The following is a 21,933-nucleotide window of genomic DNA, read 5'->3' as shown; positions in this document are numbered from 1 at the left end:
CAATAGGAATTTGCGCTTTGTTTTGACGAATGCGCGAGTTTTCCTACGGGCGCGCTACGATCCGGCCCAGAGCGGACAAATTCCGGAACGAAAGTGACAGATTGCGATCTCACCGGCAGATGATCGATCAGCCAACTCGTAGACTCCGCGCGGATTTGCCACTCGTTCCATCTACAGCCTCCAACGGCCTAGAACCGGAAGTACACTTTCTGCGGTTCAGCGTGTACGAACGCAGCAAAAACGCTTGGAGCTACGCCTTTTGGACTTGGTCCAGTGCGTTGCATTGAACAATTTCCGTAAAACCATGAACATTAGTCGCGAATGAGTTGCAGCCCCTTCCGGTGATAGAAACAACGCGGAGGGCCTATGACACAACTCGAGCGGCTTGCCATAGCAGACATCGTGAAGATCGTGCCGACCCGGCACGGTGACGACAGGGGTTATTTCTCGGAGATATTCAGGGACGCCTGGTTCCGGGAACATGTCGCGGACGTTGCCTTCGTGCAGGACAACCAGTCGCTCTCCGTCGAAAAAGGAACCCTCCGCGGTTTGCACTTCCAAACCGCCCCCTTCACTCAGGGCAAACTCGTCCATTGCATCAGAGGCGCCATTTTTGACGTCGCGGTCGATATCCGCAAGGGGTCGCCGACCTTCGGCCAATGGGCGGGCGCCGAACTCACGGGTGGGAACGGCGTGCAGCTCTGGATCCCCGCCGGATTTGCGCACGGCTTCTTGACGCTCGATCCGGCTACGATCGTGCAATACAAAGTCACGGCCCCCTATAGCGCACAACACGACCGTGGCCTGCTCTGGAACGACCCCGAGATCAACATCGCGTGGCCGGTTGAGGAAGGAAACGTCGTCCTTTCCCAGAAAGACAGGACGCAGCCGCCGTTGGCGAAACTCCTGACATCCTTTGTATTTTCCCCGCATATGGAGAGGACTTGACGATGCGTGTTCTTGTCACCGGAGGTGCCGGGTTCATCGGTTCAGCCCTCATCCGTCACCTCGTGCGAGAGGCAGGTGTCGAGGTCCTCAACGTCGATAAAATCACCTATGCTGGTAATCTCGCCTCCCTAAAAGATGTCGAAAACCAACCAAATTACCGTTTCCTCAAGGCGGATATCTGCGCAAAACGGATCATTGCCGAGGCATTCGATAGCTTCCGCCCCGATCGCGTGATGCATCTTGCCGCCGAAAGCCATGTCGATCGCTCGATCAACGCGGCCGGCAATTTCATCGAATCCAATATCGTGGGCACCTTCACGCTGCTCGAGGCCGCGCGCGCCTACTGGAACAGCCTACCCGCTTTTGCGAGGACGGCTTTCCGCTTCGTGCATGTCTCGACTGACGAGGTCTATGGATCCCTTGGCGACCAAGGCCTTTTCCATGAAGATACGCCTTACGATCCTTCCTCGCCCTACTCCGCGTCGAAAGCGGCAAGCGACCATCTGGCCATCGCCTGGCAGCGGACCTACGGGCTTCCGGTCATTGTATCGAACTGCTCGAACAACTACGGTCCTTATCATTTTCCGGAAAAACTCATCCCCCTCACAATCCTCAACGCGCTCGAACAAAGGCCGCTGCCGGTTTATGGCAAGGGCGCGAATATCAGGGACTGGCTCTATGTCGAGGACCATGCTCGCGCGCTCCACCTCATTGCCGAACGGGGTCGGCCGGGCGAGAAATACAATGTCGGCGGCCGCAACGAGCGCCGCAATATCGATGTGGTCAGGCGCATCTGCCAGGTCATGGACGCGATGCGGCCGAAAGGTAGCCCGCATGAACGGCTGATCACCTATGTCGATGACCGGCCCGGCCACGACGCCCGCTATGCCATCGACGCGACGCGGCTCGAAAACGAGCTTGGCTGGAAAGCCCGGGAGAAATTCGACAGCGGCATCGAAAAGACCGTCGCCTGGTTTCTCGACAATGAGTGGTGGTGGCGCCCGTTGCGTGAAACCGTCTATGCCGGCGAACGTCTCGGCATGCTGGAAAGGCGGGCGTGATCGCCATGAGGATCGTCGTTACCGGCAGGGAAGGTCAGATTGCGCGGTCCCTCGCGGCCCTCGGCCCGCAGATGAATGTCGAGATCATCCCTATCGGCCGGCCGGAACTTGATCTCGTAACACCAGGCAGCATCATGCCCGCGCTCGCAACCGCTCGTCCGGATGCCATCATCTCGGCCGCCGCCTACACGATGGTCGACAAGGCCGAAACGGAACGGGACCTCGCCTTCGCCGTTAATGGAATCGGCGCTGGCGCCGTGGCCGAGGCGGCCGCACGGCTGGGCGTCCCCCTGCTCCATCTCTCCACGGACTACGTGTTCGACGGCCGGAAGCCGACACCCTATGTCGAGACCGATCGGGTAGGGCCGATTTGTGTCTATGGCGCATCAAAGATAGAGGGGGAACGCCGCGCGGAGGCAACCGTCAGCGACCTTGCAATCCTCCGCACCGCCTGGGTCTATTCGCCCTACGCCAACAATTTTCTGAAGACGATGCTCAAGCTGGGAGAAACGCACGACAAGCTTGTCGTCGTCGCCGACCAGCTGGGCTGTCCGACATCGGCTGAGGATATTGCGCGTACATTAATCACGGTCGCACGACGGATGGTTGGGGATCGCGACCGCAGGTATCGCGGCATTTTTCATCTGGCAGGCGCCGGCGAAGCCAGTTGGGCGGAGTTCGCTCGAGAGATTTTCAGCACAGCGGAGTCCTTTGGGCGCAGTCCTGTGGAGGTCGTGCCCATCACCTCCGACCAATATCCCTCGCCCGTCAAGCGGCCCGCGAATTCCAGACTTTCAGGTGAGAAGCTCGCGCGTATCTACGGTATCGCGCTTCCAGACTGGCGGACTTCGACCCGTAAGGTGATCGAAACACTACTCGGATGCAATCACGCGCAAGCTCGAAGCGCTCACTCGGGGGGACGGCAATGAGGGGTATCATTCTGGCCGGAGGCAACGGCACCCGACTGCATCCGATGACCATGGCGATCAGCAAGCAGATCCTGCCGATCTATGACAAGCCAATGATCTATTACCCGCTGACGACCTTGATGCTGGCGGGCATTCGCGAAATCCTGATCATTTCGACACCGCATGACATGCCGCACTTCCAGAAACTGCTGGGTGACGGTTCGCAATGGGGCCTGGAGCTTTCCTACGCCATCCAGGTCAGACCGGACGGCCTTGCGCAGGCCTTCGTGATCGGTGCGGATTTCATCGACAATGCAAATTGCTGCCTTATCCTCGGCGACAACATCTTCTTCGGGCACGGGCTTCCCAAGCTCCTGGCGGATGCTCGTGCCAATATCTCGGGCGGCACCGTTTTTGCGTATCATGTCGTCGATCCGGAGCGCTATGGCGTTGTCGATTTCGACAAGGACATGAATGCGGTCTCCATAGAAGAAAAACCAAAGGCACCAAAATCCAACTGGGCCGTCGCCGGTCTCTATTTTTACGATCCCAGCGTGGTCGAGATCGCGGCCAACCTGAAGCCTTCAGGCCGCGGCGAATACGAGATCACTGATATCAACCGACACTATCTCAAGCGTGGCAAGCTTCGAGTATCGATCATGGGGCGTGGCTATGCCTGGCTCGACACCGGCACGCCGGAGAGTCTCCTCGAAGCCGGGGACTTCGTGCGCACGCTGGAAAAGCGCCAGGGCTTCAAGATCGCGTGCCCTGAGGAAGTCGCGCTCGGCCAAGGCTTCATTTCATGTGCAGAATTCGAGAAACAGGCCGAGCGATACGGCAAGAGCGACTATGGCAACTATCTGAGACGGCTGCTTAGACAGGAGGCATCGCCCCGATCTCAGATGGACGTCGTCAGTGGTGCTGATATGGTTTTATATTGAAGAAATGAGCTTGCGGCGAATATATCTTACATGAACATGGCTGCTGATTTAGACGCCGGCAGCTCACACGATCTGCTTGATAAAGCTTTCGAGCATCGTCTTCAGTCGCTGGGCATCCTCGTTGCCGTAGCTGCCTTCCACCTTTGCCTCATGCTCCTCGACCCGTTTGTTTTGACTTGCAAGCATCGCGGCTCCCTTGTCGGATAGGAACATCCGCACCTTGCGGCGATCGGCGGGATCCGGAACTCTGTAAACCAGTGCATCCTGCACCATGCGATCAACCAGCTTCGTCAGTGTCGGCAGGTTGAGCGCCAGTTCCTCCGCAAGTTTTCCCATCGGCAGCCCACCCGCCTCCGAGAGAACCTTCATCAGCCGCCATTGGTCCAACGACACCCCCTCAGCGGTCAGCTGACGGCTAAGATGCCGGTTTGCCTGGGCGAGCAGGTGTGAAAGGTGGTCGTTAAGCGAGCGTTCGGCCATGATTCTTCAATGAGCAATTGTTTAATCGGAAACTATATATATAGTGCTTCTGTCTCGCCGCATAGGCTGGGACCAACGAAAACAGAAAATTCACAATCCGCCGTTGCGGAGCGTGTCGTCCAGGGTGGAGCGTAGAACGAAAAGGGAGAATGCCGTGACGCTCGATTTTGCTCTGGCCGGCGATGGTGGCAGCATCTGGATGCGCAATCCATCCTCTTCGCGCAGGACTAAGGCGTGCTTGCGCCAGTCGCTGTTTTTGCAGCGCACCGGCCACTCCAATCTATCCGCGCCACGTAAACGCGAGCCTCTTCGCATCGGACTGCTCGTCCCCTTTCAGGGCGCCGATGCAATCTGGGGGCCGTCGTGCCAATACAGCGCCGTCCTTGCTGCTGCCGAATTGAACGAAAAAGGCGGCATCCTTGGCCGGCAGATCGAGCTTCTGGCGGCCGATGCCGGGGGCAGTCCGCAGGCCGTCGTCGAGCGAGCCCGCGATCTTGTCGAGCGCCAAGGTGCAAATGCTCTGGTCGGCGTCCATCTCTCCTCCGTCCGGGTCGAGCTCGCCCGTGCCTTGGCTGATCGCGTGCCCTATGTCTTTGCTCCGCTCTTCGAAGGCGGCACGCAAGGCGAGAAGACTTTCAGCATCGGCGAAGTACCGGAACGGCAATTTTCCGGCCCTGTCAGCCATTTCATGGACAACAAGGGAGCAGGGCGTTGGTTTCTCGTTGGAAATGACTACGTCTGGCCGCGCGCTTCGCACCACTGGGTGCGCGACTTCGTCATAAGGCGCGGCGGCAACATCGTCGGTGAGGAATATGTCGGCCTCGGTCATGATACAACTCATCTTGTCGATATGATCGAGGCGGCCAATCCCGATATTGTTTTCCTCTCGCTCGTCGGCTCGGAATGCGTGCCGTTCAACCGCATGTTCGCCGAACGCGGCCTCTCCCGCCATATCTTGCGTCTATCGGGCGCCATTGAGGAAAATACACTGATGGCGATCGGTGCAGACAACACCGAAAACCTGTTTTGCGCCGCCGGCTATTTCAGCGCCCTGCAGACGCCCGAGAACCGCACGTTTCTCAAGCGCTACCGGGATGCCTTCGGCGTCACGGCGCCCGTGCAGGGCGTGTTGAGCGAAGCCTGCTATGAAGGCCTGCGCTTCTTCGGCGCGCTGGCGACGCGCGCACAGTCGCTTGAAATCGATGCCCTGTCCCGAGCGTTCGAAGGTCTCAGCTTTGAAAGCCCCCGAGGTGTGACGACAGTTCGAAACGGCCTTGCCTCCGGACCGACCTATCTCGCGCGCGCCGAAGGCACGGAGTTCGAAGTTCTACGCAGCTTCGATAACGCCTGATCGGCATTTCACAACGCTGAGCGGCGGCGGAGAAAACCGGTGCCTCCCGGCCGCTTCCCGCAAAGAGCTCCCCCTGAAAGTCAAACATCTATTTGTTTTATAATAATTTTTGTGGCTCCGATTGAAAAATCGGAGGCCGAAAACAAACGCCCCACAAAATACTTGAAAAAGAAAATATTGAATATATAAATATATCCAGCCGCACGAACTCCTCAGCCCGCTTCCAGCGACTTGGGCCGAGCCTGCAGACGACAGTTTGCCGGAGCGGAGTCGTGCGTCCATTTGGATCTATAAAAAGAGGGTGAACTCATGAAAATCAGCAGACGCCTGTTTCTCGGCGGTACGGCCGTGGCCTTGACTGCGCCTTGGGTCAATCGCGGCTTCGCAGCTGACGACATCACGATCGCAAGCATCTATGATCTCTCCGGCGGCCTCGAAATCTACGGCCAGCCGATTGATGCCTGCCTCGATCTTGCCGTTTCCGAGCTCAATGAAGCTGGTGGCCTGCTTGGTCGCCAGATCAAGGTTCAGAAATACGATCCGCAGTCCAATATCCAGCTCTACACACAGTTTGCCACTGAAGCAGCGACAAGCCTTCAGGCTGCAACCGTGTTTGGCGGCATTACCAGCGCATCCCGCGAAGCCATCCGCCCGATCCTCAGCCGCTACCAGACGCTCTATTTTTACTCGCCGCTCTACGAAGGTGGCGTTTGCGATCGCAACACCTTCCTGACGGGCTCGACGCCTTCGCAGACCATCGGCCAGCTGATGCCCTTTGCTGTCAAGAATTTCGGCAAGAAGGTCTATGTTTTGGCCGCCGACTACAATTACGGCCAGATTTCCACCAAGTGGGTTCGCGACTACACCGCCCAGGCCGGCGGCGAAGTGATTGCGGCCGAATTCTTCCCACTCGATGTTACCGATTTCAGCGCGGCGATCCAGAAGATCCAGCGCGAGAAGCCCGATGTCATCTACACGCTGCTGGTGGGCGGCAACCACATGTCCTTCTTCCGCCAGTGGGCAGCCGCGGGCATGGCTGGCCAGATACCGATCGTCTCCACCTCCTTCGGCGGCGGCAACGAGCATATCGTCCTTACGCCCGCTGAATCCGACGGCGTCATGGCCGCCTTCGGCTACTTCCAGGAAATCAAGTCACCGGCAAACGAGGCCTTCGTAAAGCGTTATCACGAGAAGTTTGGCGACAAGGCGCCTTACGTAACGGAGCACGCCTCGGCGACCTACAACGCCGTCCACCATTGGGCAAACGGCGTCAAGAAGGCCAACTCGCTCGACCGAATGGCCGTCATCGAAGCCATAGAGAGTGGCTCGACGGTCAATGGACCCGGCGGCCCTTCGACGATCGACCCCAAGACGCACCATTGCGCCACCGACGTGCATATCGGCCGGGCAAAGGACCATAGCTTCGAAATCCTCGAAAGCTTCGCGAACCAGCCGCCCGCCGATACCGCAGCCGTCTGCGATCTGGTCGCCAACCCGAACGACAACCAGCAATACGTCATCCAGTAAGCGCTGACGCATCGCCTCCCGGCGCGTGGCAGGCCGCGCACCGGGAGCCCGCATGGGATAAATCCAGTGGACTATTTTCTTGTTGTGCTGCTCCAGATTGTTGGAGCGGTGGGCAATCTCGCGCTTATCAGCGTCGGGCTTGCCGTCATTTTCGGCATGATGCGGGTGATCAACCTCGCCCATGGCGAATTCATCATGCTCGGCGGCTTTGCCGCGATCTTCAGCGTGCAGGCCGGCATCAACATCTGGCTCGCGATGCTTGTCATCGCCCCGCTGAGCATCGCGGTGCTTGGCGTGGTCATAGAGCGACTGGTAATGCGCCGCCTCTATGGCCGCATGGTCGATACGATGCTGGCGAGTTGGGGGCTGAGCCTCCTGCTCATCGGGCTTGCCACCACCTTCTTCGGCAATCGCGTCGTCGGCATTGCCGCTCCGGTCGGAAGTTTTCGCATCGGAGACTACAGCCTCGGTGCCTATGATTTCGTACTGGCCGGCATCGTTCTGGTCGTCTTTGCAGGTGGCTACGCCGTGTTGCGCTTCACCCGCGCGGGGCTCATTGCGCGCGCAACCATGCAGAACCGGGAAATGGCCTCGTCGCTCGGCATCGAGCCCTCCCGTGTCTACGCCATTACCTTTGCGATCGGCTCTGCCCTCAGCGGCCTGGCAGGCGGGCTGCTGGCACCGATTTCCGGGGTGCTGCCGACCATGGGCGTCGCCTATATCGCGAAAGCCTTCATCACCGTTATTACCGGCGGCGCCAGTGTCATCACAGGCACGGCCCTGAGCTCGACGCTGCTTGGCAGCATCAACACGGTCTCGACCTTCGTCACAACCCCGGTTCTCGGCGACGTCGCGCTGCTTCTGGCCGCCACCATCTTCCTGCGCCTCCTGCCGACAGGCATCACCGGTCGCATTTTCAAGGGGGCACCATGACGTTCTCAACTTTCTCCCGCGCTGGCAGCATCCATATTGCGCTTGCAGCCATCGCCATGCTCGCAGCCATCATCATTCTCCCAAGCTTTGCCCCGCTCTACACGCTGATCAACGTCACGCTTTACATGTCGATGGGTGTTTTTGCCCTGAGCCTTGCGCTTCTCTGGGGTTACGGCGGCATTCTCTGCTTCGGCCAATCTGCGTTCTTCGGGCTCGGCGCCTATGCCTACGCCATCGCCGCCATCAACTTTGGTGACACGACGCTGGCGGCGGCTTTTGCCATCGTGATCCCCGCTCTGTTTGCCGCCGGCCTTGGCTATTTCCTGTTCTACGGACGCCTCAGCGATGTCTATCTCGGCGTCATCACGCTCACGGTAACGCTCATCCTGTTCAAGCTCATCAACAGCACCGGCGGGGATGCCTGGCGGATCGGCGAGGCACGGCTGGGCGGTTTCAACGGCATTCCCAACACGCCGCTTTTGACAGTGCCGTTCTCCGGCGTCCCGCTATCGCCTGCGCAGATGTTCATGCTCGCTGCGATCATGCTGTTTGTGACCTATGCGCTCTGCAAGGTGCTGATCGTCACCCGCTTCGGCCGCGCCGTGATCGCCGTTCGCGAGAACGAGATGCGAGCGGAACTGCTCGGCTACAACGCCAAACGTCTGAAGCTTGCAGTCTTTGTCATCTCCGCGGGCATTGCCGGGCTCGCCGGCCTGCTGTTTGCCAACTCCGTATTTGTCAGTCCCACCATGTTCAGCCTTTCCATGGCGGCACAGGTTCTGATCTGGGTCGTGGTTGGCGGTCTTGGCACGCTCTTCGGCCCCGTCGCAGCCTGCTTCGCGCTGCAGATCGCAACGGCGGCGCTCGGCAAGCTCGGCATTGTTGATCCCAACATCGTCCTCGGAACGGTTCTCGTCGTGTTCGTGGTCTTCGTGCCAGGCGGCATTCAGCCAGCATTGGCTGCACTCCATGCCTGGATTGCTACCCCGACGCGTCAATCCCGCACGCTTGAAAAGGTGGCACGATGAACGATTATCTTCTCGAGGCGCAGGATGTCGCCATGCATTTCGGGGGCGTGAAGGCGCTCGATGGCGTCGACTTTCGCCTGAAGAAAGGCGAACTCCGCTGCCTTCTCGGCCCGAACGGTGCTGGCAAGAGCACATTCTTCCGCTGCCTCACCGGCACCTACAAACCAACCCGCGGCCATATCCTGTTCAAGGGCAACGATATCGCAGGCAAGGAGCGGCATGACATCGCCCGTGCCGGCATCGGGGTGAAGACCCAGGTGCCCAGCCTGTTCGACGGCCTCACCGCCCATGAGAACCTCTGGCTTGCCCTGCGCACGGTTCAGAGCGCCCCCATCAGGAAGGAGAAGATCGCCGATGTGATGGAGCGCGTGGGCATATCATCCCTCAGCGACCATATCCTCGGACGCATGGCCCACGGGCAACGCCAGCTCGTCGAACTGGCGATGGTCGTCGCCAGCGATCCCGACCTCGTGCTGCTCGACGAACCGGCGGCCGGAATGACCGACGGCGAAGTCGAACGCCTGGCTTCCATCATCCGCGACGTCAACCGCACCCATACCGTCGTTGTCGTGGAGCACGACATGCACTTCATCCGCATGATCGCTGATCAGGTCACGGTCTTCCATCAAGGCCGTATCCTCGCTGAGGGCCATGTTGAAAGCATCCTCGCCAACCAGCTCGTTCGGGATGTCTATCTGGGAAAAAAACATGTCCCCTGAACTCCTTACCGTAGACAACCTTCAATCCGGCTATGGCCGCATTCCGATCCTTTTCGGGATCAGCCTTTCGATAGCAGCAGGTGAGTTCGTCGGCATTCTCGGCCACAACGGCATGGGGAAATCCACGCTGCTGCGCACGCTGATGGGTCACATCACGCCGACCGGCGGCAGCATCAGCTTCGCCGGCCGCGACATGACGAGGGCTTCGCCCGCCGCCCGTTCCCGCGCCGGTATCGGCTATGTCCCGCAGGGGCGCCAGATTTTTCCGGCGCTCTCCGTGATGGACAATCTGCGCGTCGGTGCCGCCCAACAAAGTTCGAAACAGGCAAAGGCGATCATCGATCAGGTCATCGAGGACCTTCCCCGGCTGAAGCCGATCCTGTCGCGGGCCGGCGGGGTTCTATCAGGCGGCGAGCAGCAAATCCTCGCTCTTGCGCGCTGCCTGTGCGCCGACCCGAAGCTGGTCCTGCTCGATGAGCCAACCGAGGGCATTCAGCCCTCCATTATCGAGGAGATGAAGGACACGCTGAAGGCGCTTGCACGCTCGCGCAACCTTTCAATCCTGCTCGTGGAGCAGAACCTCGAATTCATCAGCGATCTCGCCACCCGCGTCCTGGTCATCAAGCGTGGGCAGCTCTCCGGCGAAGTCGATCCCGCCAAACTGCACGACGCCGATCTGGCGGGCGACATCCTGCCCGCCTGATGCCCTTCAACAGCCAGAAACGAGGTCACTATGATCACCATCACCGCCGTCATCCGCGTCCGCAAGGGCTATGAGCAGACTATGGCGCAAGCCCTGCTTGAAGTTGCGGAGCATGTCCGCGCCAACGAACCCAATACGGTCGGCTTCCATATTTCCCAGGATGCGCAGGATCCTTGTTTATTCGCCACCTACGAGCGCTTCACCGATCGCGCTGCAATGGACCTCCACAACAATTCCGACGTCGTTGCCCGCTTCTTCGGTATCGCAAAGCCGATCCTGGATGGTGACGTCATCCTGATCACCGCCAACGAGATTTCCGCCAAGGCCTGAAGATCAACAAAGGGAACATAGGATCATGAACGCACCCGTAACTCTCAAGCGTCTCGGCGCCGATGCAGCCCATTTCGTGGCAAAGGAAAAGAAGCTCTACATAGATGGCAACTGGGTTCCTGCCGCAGAAGGCGGGACCATCGAGGTTATCGATCCCGCAACCGGCACGGTGTTCGATCGTGTTCCGGAAGGCAAGGCTGCAGATATCGACCTTGCCGTCGCCGCCGCCCGCCGGGCTTTCGATGGCGGACCATGGGCCGACATGACACCGGCAGGCCGTGGAAAGCTCGTCTGGAGGCTCGGCGATCTCGTGGAAAAGCATGCGGACGAGCTGGCGGAACTGGAGGCGCTGGACAACGGAAAGCCGGTCACGGACGCTCGAAACGGCGATGTCGCATTTTCCTATGAACTGCTGCGGTACATGGCGGGCTGGAGCACCAAAATCTGCGGACAGACCATTCCGTTGTCGGCCGGCGCGCCGTTCCACGCCTATACGCTGCGGGAACCGGTGGGCGTTTGCGGACAGATCGTCCCGTGGAATTTCTCCTTCATGATGGCCATCTGGAAAGTGGCCCCGGCGCTTGCCGCGGGCTGCACCATCGTTCTGAAGCCGGCCGAGCAGACGCCGCTGACAGCTCTCCGGCTTGCCGAACTGGTTGAAGAAGCGGGTTTCCCCGCTGGTGTTTTCAACGTCGTGACGGGTTATGGCGAAACGGCTGGTGCCGCTCTTGCTGCCCATCCCGATGTAGACAAGGTTGCCTTCACCGGCTCCACCGAGGTCGGCAAGAAGATTCTCGACGCAGCCAAGGGTAACTTGAAGAAGGTTTCGCTCGAACTCGGCGGAAAATCGCCGATGATCGTTTTTGCCGATGCCGACCCGGCCGTTGCGATCCCCGCCATTGCCTATGGCATCTTCTACAATATGGGCCAGACCTGCACGGCCGGAACCCGCCTCTACGTTCACAAGGACATCGCCGACACCATCCTGACCGGTCTGAAGACCTTCGCCGAATCCATGTCTATCGGCGTCGGTCTCGACCCGAAAACCCAGATCGGACCGCTGGTTTCGCAGGAGCAGTTTGACCGCGTCAGCGCCTATGTGAAAGCCGGTCTTGAAGAAGGCGCCAAGCTCTACTGCGGCGGCAACCGCGCCGGCTCGGAAGGATACTTCCTCGAACCCACGATCCTGACCGAAACCACCTCCGACATGTCCGTGGTAAAAGAGGAAATCTTCGGGCCGGTTCTCGTCGTTGCCACCTTCGACGATGACGGTATCGACGCCATCGTAAAGGAAGCCAACAACTCGATCTATGGATTGGCAGGCAGCGTCTTCACGCGCGACGTCAGCCGTGCACACAAAGTTGCAAAAAAGCTGAAGGCGGGAACGATCGGGGTCAATACCCACCACGTCATCGACCCCGCCCTCCCCTTCGGCGGCTTCAACCAGTCCGGTTGGGGCCGCGAACAGGGGTATGAGGCCATCCTTCTCTACACCGAAGTCAAATCGGTTGGCATCGCACTCTAACCAGCCTTCGGCGTGCCGGCTTTGCCGCCACGCCGACAACGCGGCAATGCGAGAAGAAACGAAGACGCATGCACAATCTGACGATCGACAGCGACCGCCTCTGGCAGACGATCATGGAAACCGCCGCTTTAGGCGCAACGCCAGACGGCGGCATCCGCCGCCTTACCCTTTCGCAGGAGGACCGGCAGGTTCGCGACTGGTTTCGCAGACAATGCGAGGCCATCGGCTGTAGCATCAAAGTCGACGCGGTCGGCAACATGTTTGCGGCGCGGCCCGGCATCAATGAACATGCGCTGCCGATCGACATGGGCAGTCACCTCGATACCCAGCCGACCGGCGGCAAGTTCGACGGGATTCTCGGCGTTCTCGCCGGGCTCGAAGTCCTTCGAACGCTGCACGACGCCGGTCACAAAACCGAGCATCCCCTGATGCTGGTCAACTGGACAAACGAAGAAGGTTCGCGTTTTGCACCCGCCATGCTCGGCTCCGGCGTGCATTCGGGCGTTTTCGATATGGCTTTCGCGGAGAGCCGGCTCGACGCCGACGGCGTATCCCTCGCCGAAGCGATCGGGAAGATCGGTTATCGTGGAGAAACGCCGTTGGGGGAAACCCGTTTTGCCGCCATGTTCGAACTGCATATCGAGCAGGGACCGGTTCTGGAGCGGGAAAATGTCGAGATCGGCGTGGTGACGGGCGTTCAGGCGATGCGCTGGTACGATCTAGCCATTACCGGCCGGGAAGCGCATGCCGGCTCTACGCCGATGGACATGCGCTGCGATGCGCTCGCTGATGCCGCCGCGATTGTCCTTGGCGCACAGGAGATTGCCCGCGAGCTGGGCGGGATGGCGACGACCGGACAGCTTTCGATCGGCGCACCTTCCCGAAACGTTATTCCCGGGAACGTAACCATCAGCCTTGATTTGCGTCACGTTACGGATGACGGGCTCGACCAACTGGAGACAAGCGTGGCAGACCTCATCCGCAAGCGGTGTGGTGATCGCGCCCAGCTCCAGACGGTTTGGAACAGCCCGGCCGTGCATTTCAACCCCGGCTGCATCGAAACAGTTCGGTGTGCTGCGGAGCGGCTGGGAGCCAGTAGACGAGAGATCGTCTCCGGCGCAGGACACGATTCGGTCTATGTCTCGCGCGTCGCGCCGACAGCGATGATCTTCATTCCGTGCAGGGATGGCCTTAGCCACAACCCTGCTGAAAGCGCGGAGAAAGACCATTGCGCCCTGGGAGCTCAGATACTGCTGGAAAGTGTCATTTCGCACCGCCCCCATCAAGTATTTAAAGATCGCCAGAGCCTCGATCGGCGTTGATGGAGCACCAACTCTCGGCACCTTGGTTCCTATAGAACTTTCTGTAACGGCCTCGAAAACCGAAAGCGCGCTGTTGAGGCCGCCAACCCGATCATCAGCATCTTGGATCGGAGGGAGAAGGCAGAAAGCCGGCAGCCTGATAGAAGGCCTGTACGGCACTGGGAATTGCATGGACCCAGACGCCGCAAGGCAGCCGGCCGAGCGAAACCGGGCAGCCGTTGTGGGGATGGGAAAGGTCGCCGAAGTTTCGCGCCGATGTCTGGCGCATTCAGCCGGACATCCCACCACCTTCTCCGAGTTGCCATCATAGAGGAGCTGGCGAGCGAGGCAGCGTGATGACATTTCCCATCGACTCCTTCGCCCGCTGGTCGCATCCTGTTCCCATCCGAAATGGAGAAATGCTACGTCATGGCTCGGCAGATCGCTCTGCTTTTTGTTATTGGCGTCATCGCCTACGCTTGCTTCTGGATGGCGTGGCAGTGGCTTTGACACGTTGTTTTCCATCCGGCCGAATCCGCGGCGGATGGAACGCCCTCCGACGCCGAACGTTCTCCCTACTCGCCAACCGAGACCAAGGAGACAGAGATGAATGACGACCTTATCGCCAGCCTCAACGCCGCCAGCAGGGATTTACGAGTGAGAGCACAAGAACTTGGCGGGTCCAGCAAACGTGACACTGCGCTTTTGATGCAAGGATTGGCGACGGCTATGGATGCAATCCAGGCATTGGCCGCGACGGCTGGACGACTCGACGGCCCATCGGGCCTCGGGAGGGGCGGCGACTAGCGTTGTCGACAACGGAGAGAGATCCGTCAGGCTCTGTCAGTGCGCAGGGCCGACGGGAACTCATCATCGGTCTGGCTTGCTCTTCTCGCACAGGCTTTAGATGATCTAGTTTGAACTCTTGCCAAGGCTGCGGTGAGCACACTGGGTTATGTCTTCAGCAACAGTCTGCATTCTCTACGACACGGAAATATCGTGTGTGGAAAGGCCGACAACGTGCTCGTCGGCGGCAAATGCGTCCACAGGAGATCGTTTTAGCATGTGAACGGGATTCCGGTTGCCAAGAGGTGCGCGGTTCGTCTTTGGTCGGGCTTCCGATCCGTCCGGCATGCTGCGAAGCGGCCGCCCACTGCAAGTGAATCTCCATGTCCGTTACGCCGCTTTTCACGCCTCTCCACCTCGGCCCGGTGCTCCTGCCGAACCGGATCGCCGTTGCGCCGATGTGCCAGTATATGGCCAATGATGGATGCGCGTCGGCCTGGCATACGCAACATCTCATGTCGCTGGCCATGTCGGGTGCCGGCCTCGTCATGATCGAGGCGACGGCAGTGTCGCGCCGAGGGCGGATCACGCATGGCTGCCTCGGCCTCTATTCCGATGCCGCCGAAGACGCTTTGGCCGCCGTACTGGATCAGGCGCGCCGCGTGGCGCTTCCGGGCACCGAATTCGGTATCCAGCTGTCGCATGCCGGCCGCAAGGGTTCGGCCCATCGTCCATGGGAAACGCCGGGCGGAAGCCTTTCCGGCAGCGATGCCTGGCAAACGCTGGCTCCATCCGAAATCGCGCATCGCGAGGGCTGGGCTGCTCCGCAAGCGGCGCGTGGGGATGATCTCGATCAGATCGCCGACGACTTCCGCAATGCGGCCGCACGAGCCATACGGCTCGGTATCAAGGTCATCGAGATCCACGTCGCCCACGGCTATCTGCTGCACCAGTTCCACTCGCCGCTTTCCAACAGGCGCCAGGACGCGTGGGGCGGTGATGCGCAGCGGCGAATGGCCTTTCCGCTGCACATTGCCCGAACCGTCCGCGATGCCGCAGGCAACATTGCGGTCGGCGCGCGGATCACCGGCAGCGACTGGGCGCAGGATGGCCTGACGATCGCTGACGCGGCAACCCTCGCAACGCAGTTGAAAGCCATCGGCATCGACTATGCCTGTGTAACCTCCAGCGGCATCCCCGTCAGCAATCCGACGGTTGCCAATGCCGAAGACGAGCATCCCTCACTTGCCGAGGCCGTTCGCCGCGAAAGCGGTATCACGACACGCGCGGTCGGCATGATTACCGGATCGCAGCAGGCAAACGACATCATCGCGAGTGGCCAGGCAGATCAGGTCGCCATCGGCCGCGCGTTTCTCGACGACCCGCGCTGGGGCTGGCATGCCGCCTTCGATCTGGGCATCACGCTACCCTACCCCTCGCCCTATGCATGGGCGGCCCCGGGAGAGTGGAGCGGCGTGCAACGCCGCAGGGCCTGAAACGGACGAGGCGCCCGGCCGCGGGCGCTACCGTCAGCCGGGCAATCGGAGGATCGATGCCGCCACAATGGCCGCGCGCTGCGAAAGCGTCTCGACGAGGATGTATTCGTCCTCCGTATGCGCCTTGCCGCCGACCGGCCCTGTCGCGCAGACCGTCGGTGCCCCGGCGCTGGAAGCAATGCCGGAATCCGCGCACCCGCCGGTGAATTCACCGGATACCTCGACGCCAAGGGAGGCTGCTGCCTGGCGATAGATGTCGGAAAGTGCGGCGTTTTCCGGTGTCGGGGCAAGCGGCAGGGATTCACTCTGACGCCCGAATACGGTCGTCGTCCCCGGAACCGTCGAGCATTCGAGAATAGCCTCGATATCGGCAATCAGGCGATCGCGCTGCCGGCCATCGACGAAGCGGACATCGACTTCACCGGCGGCCTTGGCCGCCACCGTATTGGAGGAAGAGCCGCCGCTTGCAAGTCCCACGTTCAGAGTGATGCCCTGTTGCACGTCGGTCAGGGCATGCAGTGCCGTGATCTTGTGCGCCAGTTCGCCGATTGCGCTGGCGCCCTCCGTGAAGTTGACGCCGGCATGCGCGGCCTTGCCGCTGATCTCGAAACGATAGGTGAAGCCGCCCTTGCGGCCGCTGACGAAATTGCCCGTCGGGCGCGCCGGCTCGGCATTGAAGACGGCGCGGGCAAAGCGGGCCTCCTCCTCAATATGCGCCAGCGACGCCTGGGAACCGATCTCCTCGTCTCCCGTCAGCATCACGAGCAGAGGCACATCGGGCGCGAATTTCTGAAACGCCACGAGGACGAACGCATTCATGACCAGGCCCGCCTTCATGTCGGCGACACCCGGACCATAGGCGCGACCGTTTTCGATGTGGAAAGGGCGGCGCGCAGCCTCGCCCTTGCCGAAAACGGTGTCGCGATGTCCCATCAGCAGGATGTTGTGCCGGCCCGCACCGCGCCGGACCGCCGCCGTGCCGACGAGAAGCGTATCGCCGAAATGCTCGACCGGACGCACAGCCGTCTGAAGGTCGTGCTTCGCGAAGAAGCGCGACAGATGTGCTCCGACAGCATCGACGCCCTCCTTGTCATAGGATCCGGAATCGACATTCACGAGGGTCGACAGCAGGCAGACCATGTCGTTCTGGCGTGAGGATATCCATTGCAGGATCTCGGCGTGCCGTGCGCTCATCGACGTGCCCCATACCTCAGCGATGCTGCGTGTTGGAAATGAACTTGCGGAACCGCTCCGACTTCGGATTGCGGAAAACCTCGTCCGCGGGACCGTCCTCCTCGATGAGGCCCTCATGCAGGAAGACGACGCGGGTTGCGACATCCCGCGCGAACGCGATCTCGTGCGTCACCAGCAACATCGTCCGTCCCTCGTTGGCAAGGGCACGCATCACAGCCAGAACCTCACCGACACGCTCAGGATCCAGCGCCGACGTCGGCTCGTCAAACAGCATGACCTGCGGATGCATGGCGAGCGCCCTGGCGATCGCCGCGCGCTGCTGCTGGCCACCGGAAAGATGGGCCGGATAGGCATCCCGTTTGTCGGCAATGCCGACCTTCTCGAGCAGCGCCATCGCTTCAGCGATGCATTCCGCCCTTGGCCGGCGCTGGACGTGGATCGGCGCCTCGACAAGATTTTCGAGGATCGTCATATGAGACCAGAGATTGAAGCTCTGAAAGACCATCGCGGCCCGCGCCCGGATGCCGTCGATCTGCCGACGGTCGGCAATGGCGAGACCATCGCCCTGCTTCTTGAGCTTCACGCTTTCCCCGGTCACCACGACCTCGCCGGCCGTCGGGATTTCCAGCATGTTGATACAGCGCAGCATCGTGCTCTTGCCGGAGCCGGAGGAGCCGAGGATCGCGATGACGTCGCCCTTGTGCGCATCGAGCGAGATGCCCTTGAGGACTTCGAGTGCCCCGAAGCTTTTGCGCAGGTTGCGCAGGGAGATAACGGGTTGCATGGCCGCCCCTTCAATCATTTGGCTTGCTCCGCTTTGCCGATCGTCGACATGCCGCGCAGATGGGGCGTCAGCCACCAGTCCAGCATCGAAACGGCACGCGTCAGCAGGAAATTGATGATGAGATAGATCGTGCCCGCGGCGATGAAGACCTCCACCGGCCGGTACGTCTCGGAAATCAGCCGTGCCGCAATGCCGGTGACTTCCATCATGGTGATGATCGAGACGAGCGACGTCGCCTTGACCATCAGGATCAGCTCGTTGCCATAGGCCGGCAGCGACTGACGCAGCGCCAGCGGCAGGATGATCCGCCGGTAGAGCAGAAGGCCGGACATGCCGCAGGCACGGCCCGCCTCGATTTCGCGCTTGGAGACCGACTGGAGGCCGCCCCGCAGCACTTCGCTGCCATAGGCCGCGCTGTTCAGCGACAGCGCAAGAATGCCGCACCAATAGGCTTCGCGGAAGAACTGCCAGAGCCCGAGGCTCTGCAGGGTCGGCCGGAACTGGCCGAGACCGTAGTAGATCAGGAAGATCTGGACGAGCAGCGGCGTGCCACGAATGGCGAAAACATAGGCGCCGGCCGGAATGCGCAGGATCCTGAGCCCGGAAATCTGCATCAGCGCGATCAGCACCGCCAGAAGCAAGCCGAGGGCGAAGGCAAAGGCGGTCAGCTCGAGCGTCAGCGGCACACCGGCGAGAAGCTGGACAAAGCTGTCATAGACGAAACGCGGATCCATCAGGCAAGACCTCCAGCCATGCTGCGGCGCGCACGTTTCTCAAGCCATGAAAACACCCGCTGTGAAAGCCACGTAATGACGAGGAAAATGGCCCCGGCAATGAGATAGAACTCGAACGGCTTGCGGGTCGAGCCCGCAGCGATCTGCGACTGGCGGAGCAGTTCCACCAGACCGGTGACGGAAATCAGCGCCGATTCTTTCAGGGCCATCTGCCACACATTGCCGATGCCTGGCAGCGCGTGGCGAAAAACCTGCGGCGCGATGATGCGGCGAAACAGCAGGAACGGACTCATGCCCGCCGCCTTGCCGGCCTCGATTTCACCCTTTGCCAGCACCCGGAAAGCACCACGGAACACCTCGGCCTGGTACGCACCGGAAACGACGCCGATGGCCGTTGCACCCGCAGCAAAGGGCGGCACGCCGACGAAGCCGGTCTCACCCCACACGTTGAAGAGCGCCGTCACGGCCATGCTGCCGCCGAAGTAGAAGAGATAGATCACCAGCAGATCCGGTATACCCCGCAGGACGGTCGTATAGGCATCCGCGGAGAAGCGGACCGGCAGGTTGCCGGCCAGCTTGCCCCAGGCGATGACGGCGCCGATAACACCGCCTATCAGAAAGCCGCACGCCGCCACGGCAACGGTCATCAAGGCGGCGGTGAGCAAGGCAAGGCCCCAGCCGCCGGGACCGAAACTCACCAGTTGCAATAGCTCCGTCATCTCTGCCCTGTCCTTCCAAAACCGGCCTGGCGGCTCAGACGTTGAACTGGAAGCCGTCGACCGTTAGCGTCTGGCCGGTCATGAAGCACGGTTCCGAGGTTGCGAGGAATGTCACGAGCCGCGCCACGTCATCGGCGCAGCCGAGCCGGCCGAGCGCGATGCCCTTGGTCACCTCTTCGGCACGGTCGGTGACGTTCGTGTCAATTTCGGTGCGGATCACACCCGGGCATATAGCATTGATCGCAATGACGGGGCCAAGTTCCTTCGCGAGCGCGCGCGTCATGCCGAGAATACCGGCCTTGGCGGCGGCATAGGCGAAGCGGCTGACGGCTGCCGTCACGCCACCCGACAACGCGTTCAGCGACGACATGGAGACGATGCGCCCGCTGCCCTGCTGGAGCATGTGGGGTGCGGTGTGCTGGATGTAATTGAAACAGCTCTTCAGGTTGATCGCGATTGCGCGGTCGAACTCGTCCTCGGAGATTTCCAGAATGCCGACGGGAGCCGAGCGCCCGGCATTGTTGAGGAGAAAATCGATCCGACCAAAAGTCTCGATCGTCTGCGCGACAACCTCGCCGGCACGCTGATGGCTCGAAACGTCGGCAACGAATGTCAGCACCTTGCGCCCCTCAGCCGAAATCAGCGCCGCCGTCTCGGCGAGTTCCTTTTCCAGAAGGTCGACCAGAACAAGCGCATAGCCCGCTCGCGCCAGATCCATGGCACACGCCTTGCCGATTCCGCGCGCGCCGCCGGTGACGATTGCGACTTTCTCTTGTGCACTCATGTCTCAAACTGCTCCTTTTCAAAATTTCTGGAACATGGTATGGCTGCCCTCATATTCTTCAATGAGAATTTGGTTCACATATATGAACACAAGCAACGACTCTGAAGTGAAGTCCGCCGTTCGCGTTCTGGAGATGCTCGAACTTCTTGCCCGTGCGCAGAAGCCGCTCACCCTGAAAATGATCGTCTCGGAACTGGGATACCCCAAGAGCAGCACGTTCAATCTGCTCGCGACACTCGTGTCCCGCGCCTATGTCACGCGCGACGAATCCGAGGCCTACCGCATCCACGAGGCTTTCCGGAACGGGCCGGGCTGGTCGAGCGGGCGCGACGCGCAGCTGATCGCGACGGCCCAGCCAATCATGGATGCGCTACGTGATGCCGAGGGTGAAACCGTCTTTCTCGGCGCCCGTCGCCGCGATGGTCGCATCAAGCTCCTCGCCAAGAGCGTCAGCCACCAGCTGGTGCGCTTCGATTCCGACCTGACCGGATCGGACGCCTCCTTCTGCACCGCCATGGGGCGCGTGCTGCTCGGCTACTGGAAGCCGGAAAAGACGGCCGCCTATCTCGCTCGCGAACGCATCGTCCAGATCACCGATCATACGGTGATCGACCGGGTGCAGATCCGCAGGATCATCGAGACGGCGCGCCAGAACGGCTATGCGATCAGCGACCAGGAGGCGGTCGCCGGCGGATCCGGCGTTGCCGCACCAGTGCGCGACGCGACAGGCGAGGTCATCGCCGCTCTCAACATCGCGACCGTCACGGCACGTTTCGATGCGAGCCGCGACAGGATGATCGCGGCCGTCATCCGCAATGCGGACGAACTCAGCTACCGGCTCGGCTACAAAGGCCCAAACACGGAAAGTCAGTGATATGGATATTCAATTCGAAGGAAAGCGCGTGCTCGTCACAGGCGCGGCCCGCGGTATCGGACGCGCCATCTGCGAGGCCTTTGCAGCCGATGGCGCTGCCGTCGTGGCGACGGACGTCAATCTGGCCGAGCTCGAACCGCTCCAGGACAGCACGATCGCCAAGCGCGGCGGTTCGATCGTCGCCGCCCGGCTGGACGTGACCGATGAAGACGGCATTGCGGCGCTCGTGGCCGAACAGGGGGGCGATTTCGATATCTTCGTCCATGTCGCAGGCGGCGTGCTGGGGCAGAAGCGTCAGCCGGTCGAGACCGTTCCCGCAGCCGACTGGGACAGCATTTACGACGTCAACGTGCGCGGCGCCTTCCTGGTCGCTCGCGCCGTCGTTCCCGCCATGAAAGCGCGTGGCGCCGGCAAGATGGTGTTTATTTCCAGCGGCGCCGGCCTCGGCGTCAGCCTGACGGGTATCCAGGCCTATGCGAGCGCGAAAGCCGCCCTCATAAGCCTTGCCCGCCAGCTCGCCCACGAGCTCGGCCCGTTCGGCATCAATGTCAATGCGGTCGCCCCCGGCTTCCTGCGCACCAGCCCCGACTACGAGCGCCAGTGGGCCTCCTATGGCGATGAAGGCCAGCAGGCCATGCTCGACCAGATCCCGCTGCGCCGTATCGGCCTACCGGACGACATCTCGAACGCCGTCCTCTTCCTCGCCTCCCCCTTCGCGAGTTGGATTACCGGCCAGACACTTTCGGTCAGCGGAGGGCCGGTCTCGTGAGCGCCGCAAACACAGTCCTTCCGACCTGGACCTGGCCA

At 60.9% G+C, this 21,933-nt stretch carries 22 protein-coding genes; 16 read left to right on the top strand and 6 right to left on the bottom strand.

Annotated features, from left to right (window positions below):
* Positions 1–366 precede the first annotated feature (366 nt).
* From rfbC to rfbA, 4 genes are read left to right on the top strand one after another with little or no spacing between them, the layout of a single operon-like run.
* On the top strand, positions 367–948 hold the full coding sequence (rfbC, locus tag MUO32_RS25620; protein WP_257951207.1) for a dTDP-4-dehydrorhamnose 3,5-epimerase: 582 nt from the start codon (positions 367–369) through the stop codon (positions 946–948).
* A gap of 2 nt (positions 949–950) precedes the next feature.
* Positions 951–2,009 (top strand): dTDP-glucose 4,6-dehydratase, encoded by a 1,059-nt coding sequence (gene rfbB, locus MUO32_RS25615; protein ID WP_257951206.1) that lies wholly within the window; start codon positions 951–953, stop codon positions 2,007–2,009.
* 5 nt (positions 2,010–2,014) lie between these two features.
* Positions 2,015–2,938: a dTDP-4-dehydrorhamnose reductase gene (gene rfbD / locus MUO32_RS25610; protein WP_257951267.1), complete on the top strand. Its 924-nt coding sequence runs from the start codon at positions 2,015–2,017 to the stop codon at positions 2,936–2,938.
* Positions 2,935–3,858: a glucose-1-phosphate thymidylyltransferase RfbA gene (rfbA, locus tag MUO32_RS25605; protein WP_257951205.1), complete on the top strand. Its 924-nt coding sequence runs from the start codon at positions 2,935–2,937 to the stop codon at positions 3,856–3,858. Before rfbD ends, rfbA begins: the two co-directional genes overlap by 4 nt.
* Positions 3,859–3,921: 63 nt before the next feature.
* Here rfbA and MUO32_RS25600 read toward each other — a convergent pair whose 3' ends face one another.
* On the bottom strand, positions 3,922–4,338 hold the full coding sequence (locus MUO32_RS25600) for a MarR family winged helix-turn-helix transcriptional regulator (protein WP_257951204.1): 417 nt from the start codon (positions 4,336–4,338) through the stop codon (positions 3,922–3,924).
* Positions 4,339–4,492: 154 nt separating this feature from the next.
* On the opposite strand from MUO32_RS25600, the gene MUO32_RS25595 reads away from it, so the two are divergent.
* From MUO32_RS25595 to MUO32_RS25550, 10 genes are all read left to right on the top strand, one after another.
* Positions 4,493–5,689 (top strand): substrate-binding domain-containing protein, encoded by a 1,197-nt coding sequence (locus tag MUO32_RS25595; RefSeq protein WP_257951203.1) that lies wholly within the window; start codon positions 4,493–4,495, stop codon positions 5,687–5,689.
* Positions 5,690–5,998: 309 nt separating this feature from the next.
* Positions 5,999–7,216 (top strand): ABC transporter substrate-binding protein, encoded by a 1,218-nt coding sequence (locus tag MUO32_RS25590; RefSeq protein WP_257951202.1) that lies wholly within the window; start codon positions 5,999–6,001, stop codon positions 7,214–7,216.
* Between the two features lie 66 nt (positions 7,217–7,282).
* On the top strand, positions 7,283–8,149 hold the full coding sequence (locus MUO32_RS25585) for a branched-chain amino acid ABC transporter permease (protein ID WP_257951201.1): 867 nt from the start codon (positions 7,283–7,285) through the stop codon (positions 8,147–8,149).
* Complete coding sequence (locus tag MUO32_RS25580; protein WP_257951200.1) at positions 8,146–9,177, top strand: branched-chain amino acid ABC transporter permease; 1,032 nt, start codon at positions 8,146–8,148, stop codon at positions 9,175–9,177. Before MUO32_RS25585 ends, MUO32_RS25580 begins: the two co-directional genes overlap by 4 nt.
* A complete protein-coding gene (locus tag MUO32_RS25575) occupies positions 9,174–9,896 on the top strand; it encodes an ABC transporter ATP-binding protein (RefSeq protein WP_257951199.1) in 723 nt (240 codons plus the stop codon). Before MUO32_RS25580 ends, MUO32_RS25575 begins: the two co-directional genes overlap by 4 nt.
* Complete coding sequence (locus MUO32_RS25570) at positions 9,886–10,599, top strand: ABC transporter ATP-binding protein (RefSeq protein WP_257951198.1); 714 nt, start codon at positions 9,886–9,888, stop codon at positions 10,597–10,599. Before MUO32_RS25575 ends, MUO32_RS25570 begins: the two co-directional genes overlap by 11 nt.
* A 30-nt stretch (positions 10,600–10,629) precedes the next feature.
* Positions 10,630–10,929 carry a putative quinol monooxygenase gene (locus MUO32_RS25565; protein ID WP_257951197.1) on the top strand — a complete coding sequence of 100 codons (300 nt, stop codon included), beginning with the start codon at positions 10,630–10,632 and terminating at the stop codon, positions 10,927–10,929.
* A 25-nt stretch (positions 10,930–10,954) separates the two neighbouring features.
* Positions 10,955–12,454, top strand: coding sequence for an aldehyde dehydrogenase family protein (locus MUO32_RS25560; RefSeq protein WP_257951196.1), 1,500 nt, complete (start codon positions 10,955–10,957; stop codon positions 12,452–12,454).
* Positions 12,455–12,522: 68 nt separating this feature from the next.
* Complete coding sequence (locus MUO32_RS25555) at positions 12,523–13,776, top strand: M20 family metallo-hydrolase (protein ID WP_257951195.1); 1,254 nt, start codon at positions 12,523–12,525, stop codon at positions 13,774–13,776.
* Positions 13,777–14,924: 1,148 nt separating this feature from the next.
* On the top strand, positions 14,925–16,037 hold the full coding sequence (locus MUO32_RS25550; protein ID WP_257951194.1) for an oxidoreductase: 1,113 nt from the start codon (positions 14,925–14,927) through the stop codon (positions 16,035–16,037).
* Positions 16,038–16,070: 33 nt separating this feature from the next.
* Here MUO32_RS25550 and MUO32_RS25545 read toward each other — a convergent pair whose 3' ends face one another.
* From MUO32_RS25545 to MUO32_RS25525, 5 genes are read right to left on the bottom strand one after another with little or no spacing between them, the layout of a single operon-like run.
* On the bottom strand, positions 16,071–17,231 hold the full coding sequence (locus tag MUO32_RS25545; protein ID WP_257951193.1) for a M20 family metallopeptidase: 1,161 nt from the start codon (positions 17,229–17,231) through the stop codon (positions 16,071–16,073).
* A 16-nt stretch (positions 17,232–17,247) separates the two neighbouring features.
* Entirely contained in the window at positions 17,248–18,015 is a 768-nt protein-coding gene (locus tag MUO32_RS25540; protein WP_257951192.1) for an ABC transporter ATP-binding protein, read from the bottom strand.
* 14 nt (positions 18,016–18,029) lie between these two features.
* Positions 18,030–18,749: an ABC transporter permease gene (locus tag MUO32_RS25535; protein ID WP_257951191.1), complete on the bottom strand. Its 720-nt coding sequence runs from the start codon at positions 18,747–18,749 to the stop codon at positions 18,030–18,032.
* Positions 18,749–19,468, bottom strand: coding sequence for an ABC transporter permease (locus MUO32_RS25530; RefSeq protein ID WP_257951190.1), 720 nt, complete (start codon positions 19,466–19,468; stop codon positions 18,749–18,751). Before MUO32_RS25530 ends, MUO32_RS25535 begins: the two co-directional genes overlap by 1 nt.
* Positions 19,469–19,502: 34 nt before the next feature.
* The gene (locus tag MUO32_RS25525) at positions 19,503–20,252 is read right to left on the bottom strand and encodes an SDR family NAD(P)-dependent oxidoreductase (RefSeq protein ID WP_257951189.1); all 750 of its coding nucleotides are present in this window, start codon (positions 20,250–20,252) and stop codon (positions 19,503–19,505) included.
* An 82-nt stretch (positions 20,253–20,334) separates the two neighbouring features.
* On the opposite strand from MUO32_RS25525, the gene MUO32_RS25520 reads away from it, so the two are divergent.
* Together MUO32_RS25520 and MUO32_RS25515 are read left to right on the top strand one after the other, a co-directional pair.
* Complete coding sequence (locus MUO32_RS25520; protein ID WP_257951188.1) at positions 20,335–21,126, top strand: IclR family transcriptional regulator; 792 nt, start codon at positions 20,335–20,337, stop codon at positions 21,124–21,126.
* A 1-nt stretch (position 21,127) separates the two neighbouring features.
* Complete coding sequence (locus MUO32_RS25515) at positions 21,128–21,895, top strand: SDR family NAD(P)-dependent oxidoreductase (RefSeq protein ID WP_257951187.1); 768 nt, start codon at positions 21,128–21,130, stop codon at positions 21,893–21,895.
* Positions 21,896–21,933: the final 38 nt, after the last annotated feature.

The organism is Shinella sp. CPCC 101442 (genome assembly GCF_024704725.1).
Lineage (GTDB): Bacteria > Pseudomonadota > Alphaproteobacteria > Rhizobiales > Rhizobiaceae > Shinella.
This window is presented reverse-complemented; position numbering and strand designations above follow the sequence as displayed.

Excerpts from the sequence above, each read along its gene's own strand:
- rfbC (WP_257951207.1), top strand. The coding sequence starts at position 367 with ATGACACAACTCGAGCGGCTTGCCATAGCAGACATCGTGAAGATCGTG.
- rfbB (WP_257951206.1), top strand. The coding sequence starts at position 951 with ATGCGTGTTCTTGTCACCGGAGGTGCCGGGTTCATCGGTTCAGCCCTC.
- rfbD (WP_257951267.1), top strand. The coding sequence starts at position 2,015 with ATGAGGATCGTCGTTACCGGCAGGGAAGGTCAGATTGCGCGGTCCCTC.
- rfbA (WP_257951205.1), top strand. The coding sequence starts at position 2,935 with ATGAGGGGTATCATTCTGGCCGGAGGCAACGGCACCCGACTGCATCCG.
- MUO32_RS25600 (WP_257951204.1), bottom strand. The coding sequence starts at position 4,338 with ATGGCCGAACGCTCGCTTAACGACCACCTTTCACACCTGCTCGCCCAG.
- MUO32_RS25590 (WP_257951202.1), top strand. The coding sequence starts at position 5,999 with ATGAAAATCAGCAGACGCCTGTTTCTCGGCGGTACGGCCGTGGCCTTG.
- MUO32_RS25580 (WP_257951200.1), top strand. The coding sequence starts at position 8,146 with ATGACGTTCTCAACTTTCTCCCGCGCTGGCAGCATCCATATTGCGCTT.
- MUO32_RS25575 (WP_257951199.1), top strand. The coding sequence starts at position 9,174 with ATGAACGATTATCTTCTCGAGGCGCAGGATGTCGCCATGCATTTCGGG.
- MUO32_RS25570 (WP_257951198.1), top strand. The coding sequence starts at position 9,886 with ATGTCCCCTGAACTCCTTACCGTAGACAACCTTCAATCCGGCTATGGC.
- MUO32_RS25565 (WP_257951197.1), top strand. The coding sequence starts at position 10,630 with ATGATCACCATCACCGCCGTCATCCGCGTCCGCAAGGGCTATGAGCAG.
- MUO32_RS25560 (WP_257951196.1), top strand. The coding sequence starts at position 10,955 with ATGAACGCACCCGTAACTCTCAAGCGTCTCGGCGCCGATGCAGCCCAT.
- MUO32_RS25555 (WP_257951195.1), top strand. The coding sequence starts at position 12,523 with ATGCACAATCTGACGATCGACAGCGACCGCCTCTGGCAGACGATCATG.
- MUO32_RS25550 (WP_257951194.1), top strand. The coding sequence starts at position 14,925 with ATGTCCGTTACGCCGCTTTTCACGCCTCTCCACCTCGGCCCGGTGCTC.
- MUO32_RS25545 (WP_257951193.1), bottom strand. The coding sequence starts at position 17,231 with ATGAGCGCACGGCACGCCGAGATCCTGCAATGGATATCCTCACGCCAG.
- MUO32_RS25540 (WP_257951192.1), bottom strand. The coding sequence starts at position 18,015 with ATGCAACCCGTTATCTCCCTGCGCAACCTGCGCAAAAGCTTCGGGGCA.
- MUO32_RS25535 (WP_257951191.1), bottom strand. The coding sequence starts at position 18,749 with ATGGATCCGCGTTTCGTCTATGACAGCTTTGTCCAGCTTCTCGCCGGT.
- MUO32_RS25530 (WP_257951190.1), bottom strand. The coding sequence starts at position 19,468 with ATGACGGAGCTATTGCAACTGGTGAGTTTCGGTCCCGGCGGCTGGGGC.
- MUO32_RS25525 (WP_257951189.1), bottom strand. The coding sequence starts at position 20,252 with ATGAGTGCACAAGAGAAAGTCGCAATCGTCACCGGCGGCGCGCGCGGA.
- MUO32_RS25520 (WP_257951188.1), top strand. The coding sequence starts at position 20,335 with ATGAACACAAGCAACGACTCTGAAGTGAAGTCCGCCGTTCGCGTTCTG.
- MUO32_RS25515 (WP_257951187.1), top strand. The coding sequence starts at position 21,128 with ATGGATATTCAATTCGAAGGAAAGCGCGTGCTCGTCACAGGCGCGGCC.